The organism is Bacillus sp. TH22, assembly GCF_016651015.1.
Taxonomy (GTDB): Bacteria; Bacillota; Bacilli; order Bacillales; family Bacillaceae_G; genus Bacillus_A; species Bacillus_A mycoides.
The window spans coordinates 3,969,666-3,985,121 of record NZ_JAEKER010000001.1 but is presented as its reverse complement, the minus strand read 5'-3'; the positions used below and the strand labels follow the sequence as shown (position 1 = coordinate 3,985,121).

The 15,456-nt window shown below is 38.6% G+C and carries 13 protein-coding genes and 3 other annotated features (1 of these 16 cut by a window edge); of the genes, 2 read left to right on the top strand and 11 right to left on the bottom strand.

Features of this window, described 5'->3' with window-relative positions; all coding sequences use genetic code 11:
• Nucleotides 1-148: a binding site (T-box leader), on the bottom strand; it reaches 103 nt to the left of the window's first position.
• A 107-nt stretch (nucleotides 149-255) separates the two neighbouring features.
• The 5 genes from JFU18_RS20315 to zapA all read right to left on the bottom strand — a co-directional run bounded on the left by JFU18_RS20315 (nucleotide 256) and on the right by zapA (nucleotide 6,107).
• Nucleotides 256-945: a 23S rRNA pseudouridine(2604) synthase RluF gene (locus JFU18_RS20315; RefSeq protein WP_201031870.1), complete on the bottom strand. Its 690-nt coding sequence runs from the start codon at nucleotides 943-945 to the stop codon at nucleotides 256-258.
• A 196-nt stretch (nucleotides 946-1,141) separates the two neighbouring features.
• Nucleotides 1,142-3,502: an endonuclease MutS2 gene (locus JFU18_RS20310; protein ID WP_012261787.1), complete on the bottom strand. Its 2,361-nt coding sequence runs from the start codon at nucleotides 3,500-3,502 to the stop codon at nucleotides 1,142-1,144.
• A 19-nt stretch (nucleotides 3,503-3,521) separates the two neighbouring features.
• Complete coding sequence (gene polX, locus JFU18_RS20305) at nucleotides 3,522-5,240, bottom strand: DNA polymerase/3'-5' exonuclease PolX (protein ID WP_002088901.1); 1,719 nt, start codon at nucleotides 5,238-5,240, stop codon at nucleotides 3,522-3,524.
• 55 nt (nucleotides 5,241-5,295) lie between these two features.
• Entirely contained in the window at nucleotides 5,296-5,835 is a 540-nt protein-coding gene (locus JFU18_RS20300) for a CvpA family protein (RefSeq protein ID WP_002034246.1), read from the bottom strand.
• 2 nt (nucleotides 5,836-5,837) lie between these two features.
• Nucleotides 5,838-6,107 carry a cell division protein ZapA gene (gene zapA / locus JFU18_RS20295; protein WP_002088902.1) on the bottom strand — a complete coding sequence of 90 codons (270 nt, stop codon included), beginning with the start codon at nucleotides 6,105-6,107 and terminating at the stop codon, nucleotides 5,838-5,840.
• A gap of 123 nt (nucleotides 6,108-6,230) precedes the next feature.
• On the opposite strand from zapA, the gene rnhC reads away from it, so the two are divergent.
• A complete protein-coding gene (rnhC, locus tag JFU18_RS20290) occupies nucleotides 6,231-7,169 on the top strand; it encodes a ribonuclease HIII (RefSeq protein ID WP_098635294.1) in 939 nt (312 codons plus the stop codon).
• Between the two features lie 217 nt (nucleotides 7,170-7,386).
• Here rnhC and JFU18_RS20285 read toward each other — a convergent pair whose 3' ends face one another.
• The 6 genes from JFU18_RS20285 to JFU18_RS20260 all read right to left on the bottom strand — a co-directional run bounded on the left by JFU18_RS20285 (nucleotide 7,387) and on the right by JFU18_RS20260 (nucleotide 15,119).
• Nucleotides 7,387-7,521 carry a YuzL family protein gene (locus JFU18_RS20285; protein ID WP_002112167.1) on the bottom strand — a complete coding sequence of 45 codons (135 nt, stop codon included), beginning with the start codon at nucleotides 7,519-7,521 and terminating at the stop codon, nucleotides 7,387-7,389.
• Nucleotides 7,522-7,603: 82 nt separating this feature from the next.
• On the bottom strand, nucleotides 7,604-8,506 hold the full coding sequence (locus JFU18_RS20280; RefSeq protein WP_002129335.1) for an SDR family oxidoreductase: 903 nt from the start codon (nucleotides 8,504-8,506) through the stop codon (nucleotides 7,604-7,606).
• A gap of 129 nt (nucleotides 8,507-8,635) precedes the next feature.
• Entirely contained in the window at nucleotides 8,636-10,027 is a 1,392-nt protein-coding gene (asnS, locus tag JFU18_RS20275; RefSeq protein WP_002034242.1) for an asparagine--tRNA ligase, read from the bottom strand.
• Between the two features lie 52 nt (nucleotides 10,028-10,079).
• Nucleotides 10,080-10,331 (bottom strand) — a binding site (T-box leader).
• A 152-nt stretch (nucleotides 10,332-10,483) separates the two neighbouring features.
• Nucleotides 10,484-12,904, bottom strand: coding sequence for a phenylalanine--tRNA ligase subunit beta (gene pheT / locus JFU18_RS20270; RefSeq protein ID WP_201031872.1), 2,421 nt, complete (start codon nucleotides 12,902-12,904; stop codon nucleotides 10,484-10,486).
• 18 nt (nucleotides 12,905-12,922) lie between these two features.
• A complete protein-coding gene (gene pheS / locus JFU18_RS20265) occupies nucleotides 12,923-13,957 on the bottom strand; it encodes a phenylalanine--tRNA ligase subunit alpha (protein WP_002015457.1) in 1,035 nt (344 codons plus the stop codon).
• 43 nt (nucleotides 13,958-14,000) lie between these two features.
• Nucleotides 14,001-14,229: a binding site (T-box leader), on the bottom strand.
• Between the two features lie 92 nt (nucleotides 14,230-14,321).
• Entirely contained in the window at nucleotides 14,322-15,119 is a 798-nt protein-coding gene (locus JFU18_RS20260; RefSeq protein WP_002015458.1) for a TrmH family RNA methyltransferase, read from the bottom strand.
• 82 nt (nucleotides 15,120-15,201) lie between these two features.
• On the opposite strand from JFU18_RS20260, the gene sspI reads away from it, so the two are divergent.
• Nucleotides 15,202-15,411, top strand: coding sequence for a small acid-soluble spore protein SspI (gene sspI, locus JFU18_RS20255; protein ID WP_000009511.1), 210 nt, complete (start codon nucleotides 15,202-15,204; stop codon nucleotides 15,409-15,411).
• The last annotated feature ends 45 nt before the right edge of the window (nucleotides 15,412-15,456 follow it).

The window sequence follows — 15,456 nt, the reverse complement described above, 5'->3', positions numbered from 1 at the left end:
TATCCGCCAAGAATTACAATGCATCTGCAGTTCACTCTTGAAGTTTAGAGGTGGTAAGTTTGTCTTTCCGTATTAGGAAGCTCACAGCCTAAGGCTTCCCTCTCTGAGAATCGTCAAAAACAACTCATGTCCTCATCATTACTTTTATAAAATATGTTGTCGAAACTTGTTGTTTTTTATTATATGGGCTATTTTTTAAAAAATCAATAGTTTTATTTTTTCTGACAAAAAAATATAGGGAGAAAACTTTACACCCTATAACTGCCCTATTAATATTTCTAATTCCTTAGGTGTAATGTCTCGCCATTTTCCAGCTTCAAGCTCATTTAGCTCTATATTCATAATGCGTACTCGCTTTAGCTTTGTTACAGTAAATCCGAAAGCACGACTCATTCTACGAATTTGCCTATTCATTCCTTGCGTTAAAACGATGCGGAATGTAGACTGATTAACTCTCGTCACTTTACATGGCTTCGTCATTCCATCTTTAATCTTTACACCGCTGGACATCTCATCAATAAACCAATCTGTAAACGGCTTATCGACAGTGACAACATATTCTTTCTCATGCTCATGATCACCGTGCAAAATTTGATTCGCAATCGCACCGTCATTCGTTAATAAGATGAGTCCTACCGATGCTTTATCTAATCGTCCAACAGGAAAGATTCGTTCTGGATGATCGATATAATCAATAATATTATCTTCAATATGTTCAGCTGCTGTACAAGTAATTCCGACTGGTTTATGGAAGGCAATATACACCTTTTCTTTCTCTTCTTTTACAATAACTTGCCCATCAATCGTTACAATATCACCTTCATTAACGAGTGCACCGTGCGTACATACTTCACCGTTAATACAGGCACGTCCTGCTTTAATGAGACGGTCTGTTTCACGTCTTGAGCAGGATTTTGCTTCGCTTATGTATTGGTTGATTTTCATGTTTTGTTCCTTTTCTTATAGATTAAAAGCGTCAATCCATGGCGATATCATTATGCCAAGATTGACGCTCCTTTACTTCGCAAAAACAACTAAATAAATAACCCCAATTACCAAAAATATTCCGCAACAAGCTAACAATACTTTTGCAAGTTTGTCCATAAACATATAATGGTTTCCCCTTTTGTTTGGTTGTTTGCTATTTTAATTCGACAACTGTTACGCCTAGGCCTCCCTCGCCCATGTCACCGTAGCGGTAGGTTTTCACACCGCGATGTTTCTTCAAGTAATCTTGTACACCTTGGCGAAGCGCTCCTGTTCCTTTACCGTGAATGATTGATACACGAGGATAGCTTGCAAGCTGTGCATCGTCTAAATATTTTTCAACGCGCATCATTGCATCTTCATAACGTTCGCCGCGAAGGTCTAGCTCTAACGACACGTGATAATCTCTACCCTTCACACTTGCGACTGCTTTTTTCTCAGTTTGCTTCGGTGTATTAATGTATTCCATATTGGATTCTTTCACTTTCATCTTCAGAATACCAATTTGTACGCTCCACTCTGTATCACTTACTTTTTCAAGCAATTGACCTTTTTGACCGAACGTTAACACTTTTACTTCATCACCTGATCGTAACTGTTGTTTTGGCGCTGTGTTTTTCACGTTTACTTTTTGTTTCTTCACAAGCTCTGGCGCTGCACCTTCTAGACGGCTCTTCGCTTCAATAAGCTCATGGTCTTTCACGTTTATAAGCTGTGCTTTACGCAATTGACGAAGTTCTTGAATAATGCCTTCTGCTTCTTGCTTTGCAGCTTCGACTTTTTCTTCCCCTTCTTTTTGCGCTTTTAATAATTTTTCATCGCGCTCATCGTTAAATTCAATAATTTGACGTTGTAATTCACGATGAAGTTTTTCAGATTGCTTACGATGCTCTTCCGCTTCTTTTCGTTCGCGCTCTGCATTTTTTTGGCTTTCTTCTAGCTTTGCAATCATATTTTCGATTTTGTTCGTATCTGTACTAATATGGTTACGAGCGCGATCAATAACGCGATCAGACAAACCAAGACGCTTCGAAATTTCAAAGGCGTTACTACGTCCTGGTACACCGATTAATAATTTGTACGTTGGGCTTAATGTATTCACATCGAACTCAACGCTCGCATTAATAACTTGCTCACGATTGTATCCATATGCTTTTAATTCTGGGTAATGCGTCGTTGCAACAACGCGAGCACCACGGTTACATACTTCATCTAAAATAGAAATCGCTAGTGCAGCCCCTTCTTGCGGATCTGTCCCAGCACCTAATTCATCAAATAGGACTAAACTTTCAAAATCAGCTTTTTCTAAAATATCTACAATGTTTACCATATGAGAAGAGAATGTACTTAAATTTTGTTCAATCGATTGCTCATCACCGATATCAGCAAAGATGTTTTTAAATACACATATCTCTGATTCATCCATTACTGGAATATGAAGACCAGATTGCGCCATTAAGACACAAATACCGACTGTTTTAAGTGTAACTGTTTTACCACCTGTATTCGGTCCTGTAATAACGATTGTTGTAAAGTCTTTACCAAGCATAATGTTATTTGGCACGATAATTTCCGGATCAATAAGCGGATGGCGTGCTTGTTTTAAATCCATGTAGCGTTCATTATTTACGATTGGCTTCGTCGCTTTAATTCGCTTCGCATAAAGAGCTTTCGCAAAAATAAAATCAAGATTTGCAACTACTTCTACGTTTGATAAAACAATATCAGCTTCCACTGCTACTTCTTCCGTTAACATCATTAAAATGCGTTCTACTTCTTGTTTTTCTTTCACACGTGCTTCTTGAAGTGCGTTATTTAATTCCACGATTACTTGCGGTTCGATAAATAATGTTTGTCCAGAAGCAGATTGATCGTGAACAATACCACCATATACGCCGCGGTATTCTTGTTTTACCGGGATTACGTAGCGTTCGTTACGAATCGTTACAATTGCATCTGATAACATTTTTTGCGCGTTTGAAGAACGCGTCATGTTTTCTAATTTCTCACGAATACGGCTTTCCGCAGTACGAATTTGATTACGAATACCACGCAATTTGTCACTTGCGCTATCGACTACTTCACCGCCGTCACCAATACAATTTGTAATCTTCTTTTCTAAATCATATAAAGACACAATTTGTGCGACATGTGTTTCTAAAATTGGAAGCTCAACACCGTTGTCAATCATATCGTCAATGAAACGTTTCATTTGGCGACTACCGTACATCGTACTTGCGATTTCAATTAATTCATGAGGACTTAACATACTTCCAATTTTCGCACGCTTAATATTTGCACGAATATCAGAAATCCCTCCAAGTGGTACATGTCCTTTTAAACGGATGACTTTCGCTGCCTCATCCGTTGTTTCTTGCAATTCCACAATTTCTTCAAAATCTGTGCTTGGCACTAAATTCTTCACTTTATCACGACCAAGTGAAGATGCTGTATGTTCAAGTAATTGTTCTTTTACTTTATTGTATTCTAATACACGCAACGTTCGTTCTAACATGTTGCAGGTCCCCCCTGTATTACTTATTACGTTTAATATAGTCTAATAAACGTTCAATATCCCATGTGTTAATCACGTTATCTTTTTGAATCCAACCTTTACGCGCTGCTGCTACACCTGTTTCCATATCTTCTAACATTTCAAGTGTATGGGCATCCGTATTAATCGCTACTTTTACACCAGCATCTTGTGCTTGTTTTAGTAATTTCGCGCTTAAATCTAGACGGTTTGGATTTGCATTTAATTCTAAAACTGTATTTGTTTCTTTTGCGAGCTGGATTAATAAATCTGTATCTACATCGTAACCCTCACGGCGCCCAAGAAGACGTCCTGTCGGATGGGCAATCATTGTGACATGCTTATTCTCAAGTGCAGTGCGAAGACGCTTCATAATCGTTTCACGGTCTTGTGAGAAGCTAGAGTGAATGGCTCCAATGACATAATCTAGTTCTGCTAATACTTCATCGTCAAAATCAAGTGTCGCATCTGGTAAAATGTCCATTTCAATCCCGCGCAAAATTGTAATGTCTGGATACTTTTCATTCATACGTTCAATTTCTTTCGCTTGTTCACGAAGACGCTCTTTCGTTAAACCGTTCGCTACTTTCAAGTATTGCGAGTGATCAGTAATTGCCATAAATTTATATCCACGAGCGCGGCACGCTTGTACCATTTCTTCAATTGAAAAAGCACCGTCACTCCACGTTGTATGCATATGTAAATCACCCTGTATATCAGAGAACTGAATTAAGTTCGGATACTCTTTAATTAATTCAATTTCTTTTCCATCTTCACGCACTTCTGGTGGGATGAATGGAAGGCCAAAGTGGGCGAAGAATGCTTCTTCTGTTTCGAATGTTTTCACTTCACCGGTCTCTAAGATTTCCACACCGTATTCACTAATTTTCTCGCCTCTATCTTTCGCAATTTGGCGCATTTTTACGTTATGGTCTTTTGATCCGGTGAAATGGTGAAGAGTTGTAATAAATTCTTCTGGTTTTACTAAGCGGAAGTCAATTGAAATATCATATTCATATTGAAGACGAACAGATACTTTCGTATCTCCACTTGCAATCACTTCAATCATATTATCAAATTGTAGTAAATGTTCACGCACTACTGCTGGCTCTGTCGTTGCAATGATGAAATCTAAGTCCTTCACTGTCTCACGAACACGGCGTAAACTACCAGCGCGTGAGAAACGAATTATTTCAGCAACATTCGACAATTTCTCCTCTATTTCCCCGGCAATAGGCAATACCATCGCAATCGGTAAACGCTCTGGACGAGAGCCTACTTGATCAATTGCTTCTAATATTTTCTCTTCTGTTTTCTTACCGAAACCTGCTAAAGCTTGTACTTTATTTTCTTCACAAACAGCTTTTAACGTTTCCATATCAACAACACCAAGTTCTTTGTATAACTTGGCCACCTTCTTACCACCAAGGCCTGGTAGTTTTAATAGTGGTAATAAACTGCTTGGTACTTCTTTTTCAAGTTCTTGTAGTACTTCAGATGTTCCCGATTCTATATATTCTTGAATAACTGCTGCTGTTCCTTTTCCGATACCTGGAATCTTTGTGAAATCTTCAATTTCAGAAAGACTACGGTCATCACTTTCTAGTGCTGCCGCCGCTTTACGGAATGCAGATATTTTAAATGGATTCGCGCCCTTTAGTTCCATAAATAGGCCGATTGTCTCTAGTAATTTGATAACTTGTTTTTTATTCACTTTCATCATTTCCCCGCCTTTCTTTCATAGAAAAAAACTTCTCTTTCCGAAAAAAGAGAAGTTACACTCTGCTACCTGTCTGCCATAGTTCCTTCACCTTTTCAGAAAGAATCGGTGTATCGTCTACAATTATTTTGCTAATTGATGATTTTTGTAATGGTGTTTGTATTTGTTCAATTGGAAGAATTGTTCCAACAATAATTAAGACAAACAGAATGATATACACTTCTAAAAAGCCAAGAAGTGCCCCAGCAACCGCATTGACTTGCTTTAAAACTGGGATTTCTGCAAACATATTCAGTAAATTACCAAGTAGTGAAAGTGCGATTTTTGTAATAATAAATAATACAATAAACGCAATTGCTTGATAGAAGACACCCTCAATATTATTCGCATCTATCCATTCTGGAACAGATACATTCTTATCGAATGGATACGGAATAAATTTCGCAAGCGTTGGCGCTAAATCTTTACAGTACCAGTATGCAACGAGGTATGCGATAATAAAGCTTGTTAACTTTACAAGTTGCAAAATAAATCCTCTGCGTAAACCGAGGAAAAATCCCATAACAAGCAATAAAATGATAATAATATCAATCATGTTTATTCCATTCCTTTTTGTGTCATACTTTCTTTCAACTTCTCATGTTCTTCTTTTAATTTTATGTAATCGTGTATGACGTTTACCGCCGTCAATACCGCTAGTCTACTCGTATCAAGCGAAGGATTCTTGGCATTGAGTTCGCGCATTTTATCATCCACAATCGCTGCTACCATGCGGATATGACTTGTACTTTCATCGCCAACAACTGAATACTGTTGGCCATATATTTCTACATTAATTCGACTTTTATTTCCCTTTTGTTGTGACAACTCACCGGCCTCCAATCACGTACAGAATCCTAAAGTTTATCATACCATGAACCATCATAATATGGAAACAGAAAGAACAATCCGATATGATAAAAATAACAACATAAAAAAGGAGCGACCATTTTGTCAAATTCTATCGTAATACAAACAAGTTCTACAGTAATTGAAGACATGAAACAACAATACAAACAAGCACTTAGCCCCAAAATTCCGCAAGGCGGTATCTTTATGGCAAAGGTTCCATCTTGCACAATTACAGCCTATAAATCAGGGAAAGTAATGTTTCAAGGTGGACGTGCTGAAGCAGAGGCTTCTCGTTGGCAAACTGTCTCTCAAACACCAAAATCCGCTGTAAAAAAATCGGTCAATTCGCATCAATATGCACCACCTTCTTCTATTGGTACAATGTCGATTTTAGGGTCCGATGAAGTAGGTACTGGAGATTTCTTTGGACCGATGACAGTTGTTGCTGTATATGTGGATGCGAAGCAAATTCCACTTTTAAAAGAACTCGGTGTAAAAGACTCCAAAAACTTAAATGATGCTCAAATTGCTGAGATTGCAAAACAACTCCTTCACGTTGTTCCTTACAGCTCCCTCGTTCTTCATAATGAAAAATATAACGAGCTATTTGATAAAGGAAACAACCAAGGTAAACTAAAAGCTTTACTACATAACAAAGCCATCACAAACTTATTGGCTAAAATCGCGCCTACAAAACCAGAAGGCATCTTAATCGACCAATTTACACAGCCTGATACATACTATAAATATTTAGCGAAACAAAAACAGGTACAGCGTGAAAATGTTTACTTCGCTACAAAAGGTGAAAGTGTCCATTTAGCAGTAGCCGCCGCTTCCATTTTAGCTCGTTACTCATTCGTAAAACAATTTGACGAACTAAGCAAAAAAGCTGGTATGCAACTTCCGAAAGGTGCTGGTAAACAAGTTGATATTGCCGCTGCTAAATTAATTCAAAAAGTCGGTAAAGAAAGACTACCTGAATTTGTGAAAGTGCATTTTGCTAATACAGAGAAGGCGTTTCGGTTACTGAAAAAATAACTACTTTTTAGTATCGACAGGATATGGATGAACTAAACAAGGCGAAAAGAATTGAATTCTTTTCGCCTTTTATGAATGAAAAATGGATAAATAGGATCTCACACGTTCCTATTTTCGCCGCACTCATTCTGTGTATCTATATATTTAAATTTAGACTGATATATATTCATTTACTATTCACCTAAAAAAGAGAGTCTCCATGACTCCCTTTTTATGTTTAACTTCGTTTCTGCTTCTTATTTGATGAAGGTACTTTATAAGAACCCGTTTCATGCGTAGTCGTTCCTTGTCCTTCCACTTCCGGAGAACCTAAGCTTGATCTAGAATGGTCTGTTTTCACTTTCTTACTCATTACAATCACCCCCAAGATTACTTTTCACTTAAGAGTAAAAAACTATTCAGCATAACCATCTGAACATATACTGGCTACTCTTTTATCCTCCTGTCTGTTTTTCACTAATGTCCCATAGACGTTTTGCGGCATCCTTATCCAAGGCAGCTTCAGACATTTTTCCTATTTGCTTATCGGCATAGTAATAACCACTATGATCAGTAAATTCAGTTGATTCTGCTAGCCATATTAGAGTTTCAGCACCTTTCTCGGGTGTACGAGAGAAAGGTTTCATTGCTGCCATAGTTAAGCGAGCAACTAGACCATTGTCCTGGTTGAAATTCGTAGCCACTAGCCCTGGATCGAAGCTGTATGCACTAACACCCGTCCCCTCCAACCTCTTTGCCAATTCAGCGGTAAATAAAATATTTGCTAGTTTTGATTGAGCATAACGCATTGTAGGACCACCCATAAATTTCTTAACACCACGATAAAGTTGTTCTGCATCTAAATCACCGAAATCAATTCCCTTTTTAGCCATTTTGTGACCGTGAGATGCGGTGGTGATAACACGAGCAGGAGCACTTTCTTTTAAACGCTCCAACAGCAAATTAGTGATTAGGAATGGACCTAAATGATTAACCGCCCAAGTCATCTCCAAATCGTCCTCTGTAAGCTGCCTTGTTTGAAATAAAGCACCAGCATTATTCACTAATATATCTATTCTCGGACACCTTTCCAAAATATCAGTAGCTACCCGGCGTATAGATTGTTGAGAAGCCATATCAGCTAAAAATAGATCTATCATCACATCCCCATTCGTTACATCCTTAATTTGAGCAATAGCAGCATTCGCTTTTTCCTCGTTACGTGCAATGATTCCTAGTTTGGCACCGCGCTCTGCAAATGTCTTAGCTGCCGCTAATCCAATACCACTTGTTGCACCAGTAATCACCACATACTTGTCATGCAGTGTCCACTTTGTATGACTTGGAATCTCCCCCATTGTACAAAAACCCCTTCCCTTGCCCATAAATATTTCATTCGTTTTACTATATGTGAGATATGAACGAACCTATGAACAACATTTTTCCAAACAAAAAAAGCGAGAGCAGTTGCTCTCGCTTTTTTCATCTTAAAACTCAGAAGAACCTGGAGTTCTTGGGAATGGAATTACGTCACGGATGTTAGCCATGCCAGTGATGTACATTAGGAAGCGCTCGAAACCTAGACCGAATCCAGCGTGTTTTGTACCGCCGTATTTTCTAAGTTCTAAGTACCACCAGTAGTCCTCTTCGTTCATACCTAATTCTTTAATTCTGTCTACTAAAACGTCCATTCTTTCTTCACGTTGACTTCCGCCGATTAATTCGCCGATGCCAGGAACTAGAAGATCAGTAGCTGCTACTGTTTTACCATCTTCGTTCATACGCATGTAGAATGCTTTAATGTCTTTCGGATAGTCAGTTACGAATACAGGGCGTTTGAAGATTTCTTCTGATAAGTATCTTTCGTGCTCTGTTTGTAAGTCAATACCCCATTCTACTGGGTATTTGAATTCAGCACCTGATTCTTGAAGTACTTTAATTGCTTCTGTATAAGTGATGCGACCGAAGTCAGAGTTGATTACGTTGTTCATGCGCTCTAGAACTGTTTTATCAACGAAGCTGTTGAAGAAGTCCATTTCTTCTGGTGCATGCTCTAGTACGTATTTCATTGCATATTTCAGCATATCTTCTGTAAGATCCATTACATCGCCTAACTCAGCGAATGCAATCTCAGGCTCAACCATCCAGAACTCCGCTGCGTGGCGAGTTGTGTTTGAGTTTTCTGCACGGAATGTAGGTCCGAATGTGTACACATCACGGAACGCTAATGCATAAGCTTCAGCATTCAGCTGTCCACTTACTGTTAAGTTTGTTTCTTTGCCGAAGAAGTCTTTTGATTCGTCAACTTGTCCGTCTTCACCTTTTGGTACGTTGTTTAAATCTTGCGTTGTTACGCGGAACATTTCGCCTGCACCTTCTGTATCACTACCAGTAATAATTGGTGTGTGAACATGTACAAATCCACGCTCTTGGAAGAATTGGTGAATTGCAAATGCTGCGATAGAACGCACGCGGAATGTTGCTGAGAATGCATTTGTTCTTGGACGTAAGTGAGCGATTGTACGTAAGTATTCAAACGTATGACGCTTCTTTTGAAGTGGGTAATCAGAATCTGATAAGCCCTCGATATCAATTTTTTCTGCTTTAATTTCAAATGGTTGCTTCGCTCCAGGTGTTGCAATTACTTTACCTTCTACTTTAACTGAAGAGCTTAGTGGAAGCTTTGCAATTTCTTTGAAGTTCTCTAATTCTGTATCGAAAACGATTTGAACACCTTTGAAGAAGCTACCGTCGTTTAATTCGATGAAACCAAATGCTTTTGAATCACGTAAGTTACGAATCCAACCCGATACTTGTACTGTTTGATCTGCGTATTTATCTGTATCTCTATACAGACTTTTTACTAATGTGTTTTCCATAGTAAAATTCTCCTTTACTCATATATTTAAATACAAAAAAACCTTTCATCCATAAAGGGACGAAAGGTTAAACTTCGCGGTACCACCCAATTTGTCATAAAGACCAACTTTAACTCGTATGTAATACATACTTCCCGGTTTGTAACAGGCCGGATTCCCGTCTAAGTCTACTCTTGAATACAAGCTTCAATTTCGGTTAGCAACTCCAAGGTGTTCTTCACATATACCGCCTCATCAGGCTCTCACCGTCCCTGACTCGCTTTGGATTATAGTATATACTACTTTTCCTTATCATCGTCTTTCGTTTTGTTAAACTAAAATTAATGTACTACATTCGAGAGAAAGATGCAAGATGCCAGAAAATATATCAGCGATTTTTATAATATATCGACTTACCGACATTTTCCGACAATCGTGCCATAAAAAAATTGCCGGAACTAATCCGGCAATTTTTTATTACTTACGTAACTCCGCACCAAATTTCTCTTCTACCGCTGTTAATACACGATTATGTGCTTCTGTTACTTCTTCGTCTGTTAATGTACGTTCTGCATCGAAGTAGTTCATAGAGAATGCAAGTGATTTCTTGCCTTCTTCCATTTTTTCACCTTCGTATAAGTCGAATAGTGCTACGTCTTTCAGAAGTTCTCCGCCAGCTTCAGCAATGACTTGCTTCATTTCACCAGCTTTTGTTTCTGTTGTTACTACAACAGCCATATCACGTGTCATAGATGGGAAACGTGGAATTGCTGAGTAGTAAGTTTCCTCAGCGTCTGCACCGAATATTTTTGCAAGAGATAATTCGAATACGAATGTATTTTTCACATCTAATTGTTTTTCTGTTTCCGGGTGCAATTGACCGATGAATCCGATTGCTTCACCATCTAATACGATGTCAGCTGTACGGCCTGGATGCATACCTTCACGTTTTGTTGGTGCATAAGTGATTTGATTTGCCACGCCAAGTACGTCGAATAATCCTTCTAATACACCTTTAACAACGAAGAAGTCTACAACTTTCTTCTCACCTTGCCATGCATGGTGAAGAGCAAGACCTGTCATAACACCTGCAAGATGTTGTTCTTCTTTCGGAAGTTCTCCTGCTTCTGTTGGTAAGAAGATAGAACCTACTTCATATAATGCAACGCTATCGTTTTTACGTGCAACATTGTATGAAACTGCTTCTAACAATTGTGGCACTAAGCTTAAACGAAGTTGGCTACGCTCTTCACTCATTGGAAGCGCAAGATTTACAGGAGCTTTTTCGTTCGGCTCAATCATATATTGTTTCGCTTTGTCAGCGCTTGTTAATGAATATGTGATTGCTTCATATAAACCAGCACCTTCTAGGAAGCGGCGTACTTTACGACGTTTCGTTTGTGCTGATGTTAATTTACCACGTGTCATTGTTCCAGATGGTAATGTAACTGGAATGTGATCATAACCATACAGACGACCTACTTCTTCTACTAAGTCTTCTGAAATTGTAATGTCAGGACGACGTGCTGGTACATTTACATGGAATGTTCCTTCTACTTCTGTGAATGGGAATTTTAAGTTTGTGAACATTGTACCCATTTCACTCGCAGAAATATCTGTACCTAATACACGGTTTACTTTTTCAGCTGTAACAGATACTGTACGTTCTTGTACTTGTAAGTTATCAGCTTCTACTACACCTTCAAGCGCTTCTCCACCAGCGTATTTTGCCATTAAAGCAGCTGCATGTTGAATTGCTTCAAATGTACGTGTTGGGTCGATTCCTTTCTCAAAACGTGCACTTGATTCGCTACGAAGACCTAAGTCTTTTGATGTACGACGCACTGTTTGACCTGCAAAGTATGCAGACTCAATTAGAACGTTTACTGTCTCGCTATCAACTTCAGAATCCGCTCCGCCCATTACACCAGCAACAGCTAACGCTTTTTCACCGTTTGTAATAACAAGGTGGTGGCTTTGTAACGTACGTTCTTGAGCATCTAATGTTTGAATCTTTTCGCCTTCTTTTGCAAGACGAACAACGATTTCTTTTGAACCTAATTTATCGTAATCGAATGCATGTAACGGTTGACCGTATTCCATTAAAATGTAGTTTGTAATATCAACTACATTACTAATTGGACGAATGCCAGCTGCCATAAGACGAGTTTGCATCCACATTGGTGATGGACCAATCTTTACGTTCTTCACCATTTTTGCAATATATAATGGGTTTTCTTCTTTCGCTTCTACACTTACAGAAATGTAATCAGAAGTTTTTTCTGCTGTTTCTTGTAAGTCGATAGCTGGAAGTTTTACTTCACGGCCGTAAATAGCAGCTACTTCATATGCAACACCTAACATATTTAAGCAATCTGCACGGTTTGGTGTTAAACCAAGCTCAAGTACTTCATCATGTAAATTTAAAATTTCAAGTGCATCTGCACCAACTTCAGCATCACTTGGGAAGATGAAGATACCGTCTGCATATTCTTTCGCAACGAATTTCCCATCAATACCAAGCTCTTGAAGAGCACAAACCATACCGTGAGAAGCTTCCCCGCGTAGTTTTGCTTTTTTAATTTTGAAGTTACCAGGAAGTACAGCGCCAACTTTTGCAACTGGTACTTTTAAACCTTTTGCAATGTTAGCAGCTCCACAAATAATTTGAACCGGCTCTTCTTCACCGATATCGATTAAGCATTTGCTTAATTTATCAGCTTCTGGGTGTTTTTCACATTCTAATACGTGACCAACTACAACACCTTTTACACCTTTATTTAATACTTCAACACCTTCTACTTCAATACCACTTTTCGTGATTTTGTCTGCTAGTTCTTGTGCTGTTACATCTTTAATATCTACATACTCTTGTAACCAACGATATGATACGAACATATTTATCCTCTCCTTCCCTTACGCTCGTTTGAATTGTTGTAAGAAACGTACATCATTTGTATAGAAATGACGAATGTCATCTACGCCGTATTTCAACATTGCGATACGCTCTGCGCCCATACCGAATGCGAAACCTTGATATTCTTTTGAATCATAACCAGCCATTTCAAGTACGTTCGGGTGAACCATACCTGCTCCTAAAATTTCGATCCAGCCAGTCCCTTTACAAGTGCCACAACCTTTACCGTGACACATCATACAAGAAATATCCATCTCTACAGACGGCTCTGTGAATGGGAAGAAACTTGGACGAAGACGGATTTCACGATCTTCACCGAACATCTTTTTCACGAATACTTGCAGTGTACCTTTTAAGTCACTCATGCGAATGTTTTTATCAATTACAAGACCTTCAATTTGCATGAATTGGTGTGAATGCGTTGCATCATCGTCATCGCGGCGATACACTTTACCAGGACAAATAATTTTAATCGGTCCTTTTTCTTTATTCTTTTCCATCGTACGTGCTTGCACAGAAGATGTATGTGTACGTAGTAACGTTTCTTCTGTAATGTAGAATGTATCTTGCATATCACGCGCTGGGTGATCTTTCGGTAAGTTTAATGCTTCGAAGTTGTAGTAGTCTTTTTCTACTTCTGTTCCTTCAGCTACTTCATAACCCATACCGATGAATACATCTTCAATTTGTTCAACAACTGCTGTTAACGGATGGTGACAACCTGTTTCAACAGGACGACCTGGCAGTGTAACATCAATTGTTTCAGTAGCTAATTTCGCCTCAATTACTGCTTTTTCTAAGTTACCAATTTTGTCTTCTAGACGCGTTTGAATCGCTTCACGTACTTCATTTACTAATGCTCCCATACGTGGACGCTCTTCTGCTGATAATTTTCCCATGCCGCGTAATACTTCTGTAATTGGACCTTTTTTCCCTAAATACGCTACGCGTACGTCGTTTAAGCCCTTTAGCTCTTTCGCTTCTTCAATAAGCTCTAACGCTTTTTGCTTTAGCTCTTTTAAACGTGCTTCCATTTGGAACCCTCCTAATTTTAAAAATAAAAAAACCCCGCTCCCAAAAAGGGACGAGGTAAATTCGCGGTACCACCCTAAATTGACAGAACAAGTCTGCCCACTCATTAGTTATAACGATCAATTCTGACCGGAACGCCTTTACATATAAATGGTCCTGGCGCCAACTCCAGAGGTGAATTCACTTCCATCTACCATAAGAATGCTTTCAGTCTACGGCACTCTCTCCCTATATGGCGATTTTGTAAGCTACTCTTCTCTATCAACGTTTTTCATTAATATACTTTTATTATATGTTCAAAAAAGTTCGATACTCATTTCACCACTTTTTTATGAACATGTACTTCAACTTATTATAAGAAGTTTTTTATCGATTCGCAACTGGGCTTTGTAAATAATAAGTTAAAATCCCTGCTGCAACCGCAACATTTAATGATTCTGCCCCGCCGTAAATCGGAATATACAAGTTTTGATCACTTTTCGCAAGAATTTCTTGGCGTACGCCGCTTCCTTCATTCCCTACAATTAATGCAAAACTTCCAGCCGGGGTTACTTCACCAAATGGAACTCCATTTTCAAGAGCTGTTCCATATACAGGGACGTTATTTTCTTTTAACTTGTCTACCCATTCTTCTAAGTTCCCTTTTACAACCGGTAAGTGGAAAATAGAACCTTGTGTAGATCGTAGTACTTTACTATTATAAACATCAACGCACCCTTCTCCAAGCACAACGGCATGAATACCAGCTGCATCCGCTGTACGAATAATCGTTCCCAAATTACCTGGGTCTTGAAGGCCGTCTAATAAAAGAAATTTCCCATCAGTAAGAGCTACTTCTTTCTCATGTTTCTCACAAACAGCAAATACACCTTGCGTTGTTTCTGTTTCGCGAAGTACTTTTACAATTGCTTCAGGCACAATATACATTTCAACATCATTAACTGTCCAATCTTTCGGAAGATCTGTCTGATCTGAAACGATAAGTTCTGTTACAACTCCTGCCTTTAACGCTTCCTCTACTAAATGGAATCCTTCTACAAAAAATAAAGCTTTGTTATCGCGCTCTTTTTTCGTCTGCAGCTTTTTCCACTGCTTCACACGCGGGTTTTGTACTGAATCAATGTTTTTCATAATATGTATTTCCCTCTCTTCTTGTCTTATCATTATAGCCTATTTTTCATACATATTTACATAAAAAAGAACAAAAACTAACGTCAGTTTCAATTCTGAAGAAGAGGTGAAGATAATGAGTTTTAATTTACGCGGCGCGGTATTAGCGAATGTATCTGGAAATTCACAAGACCAATTACAAGAAACGATTGTCGATGCAATTCAAAGCGGTGAAGAAAAAATGCTTCCAGGTCTTGGCGTTTTATTCGAAGTCATTTGGAAAAATGCTGATGAAAATGAAAAACACGAAATGTTAGGAACACTGGAGCAAGGATTAAAAAAATAAGCAATTTGAAAATCACCTTCGCATAAGCCAAGGTGATTTTTTTTA

Excerpts from the sequence above, each read along its gene's own strand:
- JFU18_RS20315 (WP_201031870.1), bottom strand. The coding sequence starts at position 945 with ATGAAAATCAACCAATACATAAGCGAAGCAAAATCCTGCTCAAGACGT.
- JFU18_RS20310 (WP_012261787.1), bottom strand. The coding sequence starts at position 3,502 with ATGTTAGAACGAACGTTGCGTGTATTAGAATACAATAAAGTAAAAGAA.
- polX (WP_002088901.1), bottom strand. The coding sequence starts at position 5,240 with ATGAAAGTGAATAAAAAACAAGTTATCAAATTACTAGAGACAATCGGC.
- JFU18_RS20300 (WP_002034246.1), bottom strand. The coding sequence starts at position 5,835 with ATGATTGATATTATTATCATTTTATTGCTTGTTATGGGATTTTTCCTC.
- JFU18_RS20285 (WP_002112167.1), bottom strand. The coding sequence starts at position 7,521 with ATGAGTAAGAAAGTGAAAACAGACCATTCTAGATCAAGCTTAGGTTCT.
- JFU18_RS20280 (WP_002129335.1), bottom strand. The coding sequence starts at position 8,506 with ATGGGGGAGATTCCAAGTCATACAAAGTGGACACTGCATGACAAGTAT.
- asnS (WP_002034242.1), bottom strand. The coding sequence starts at position 10,027 with ATGGAAAACACATTAGTAAAAAGTCTGTATAGAGATACAGATAAATAC.
- pheT (WP_201031872.1), bottom strand. The coding sequence starts at position 12,904 with ATGTTCGTATCATATCGTTGGTTACAAGAGTATGTAGATATTAAAGAT.
- pheS (WP_002015457.1), bottom strand. The coding sequence starts at position 13,957 with ATGGAAGCACGTTTAAAAGAGCTAAAGCAAAAAGCGTTAGAGCTTATT.
- JFU18_RS20260 (WP_002015458.1), bottom strand. The coding sequence starts at position 15,119 with ATGATAAGACAAGAAGAGAGGGAAATACATATTATGAAAAACATTGAT.
- sspI (WP_000009511.1), top strand. The coding sequence starts at position 15,202 with ATGAGTTTTAATTTACGCGGCGCGGTATTAGCGAATGTATCTGGAAAT.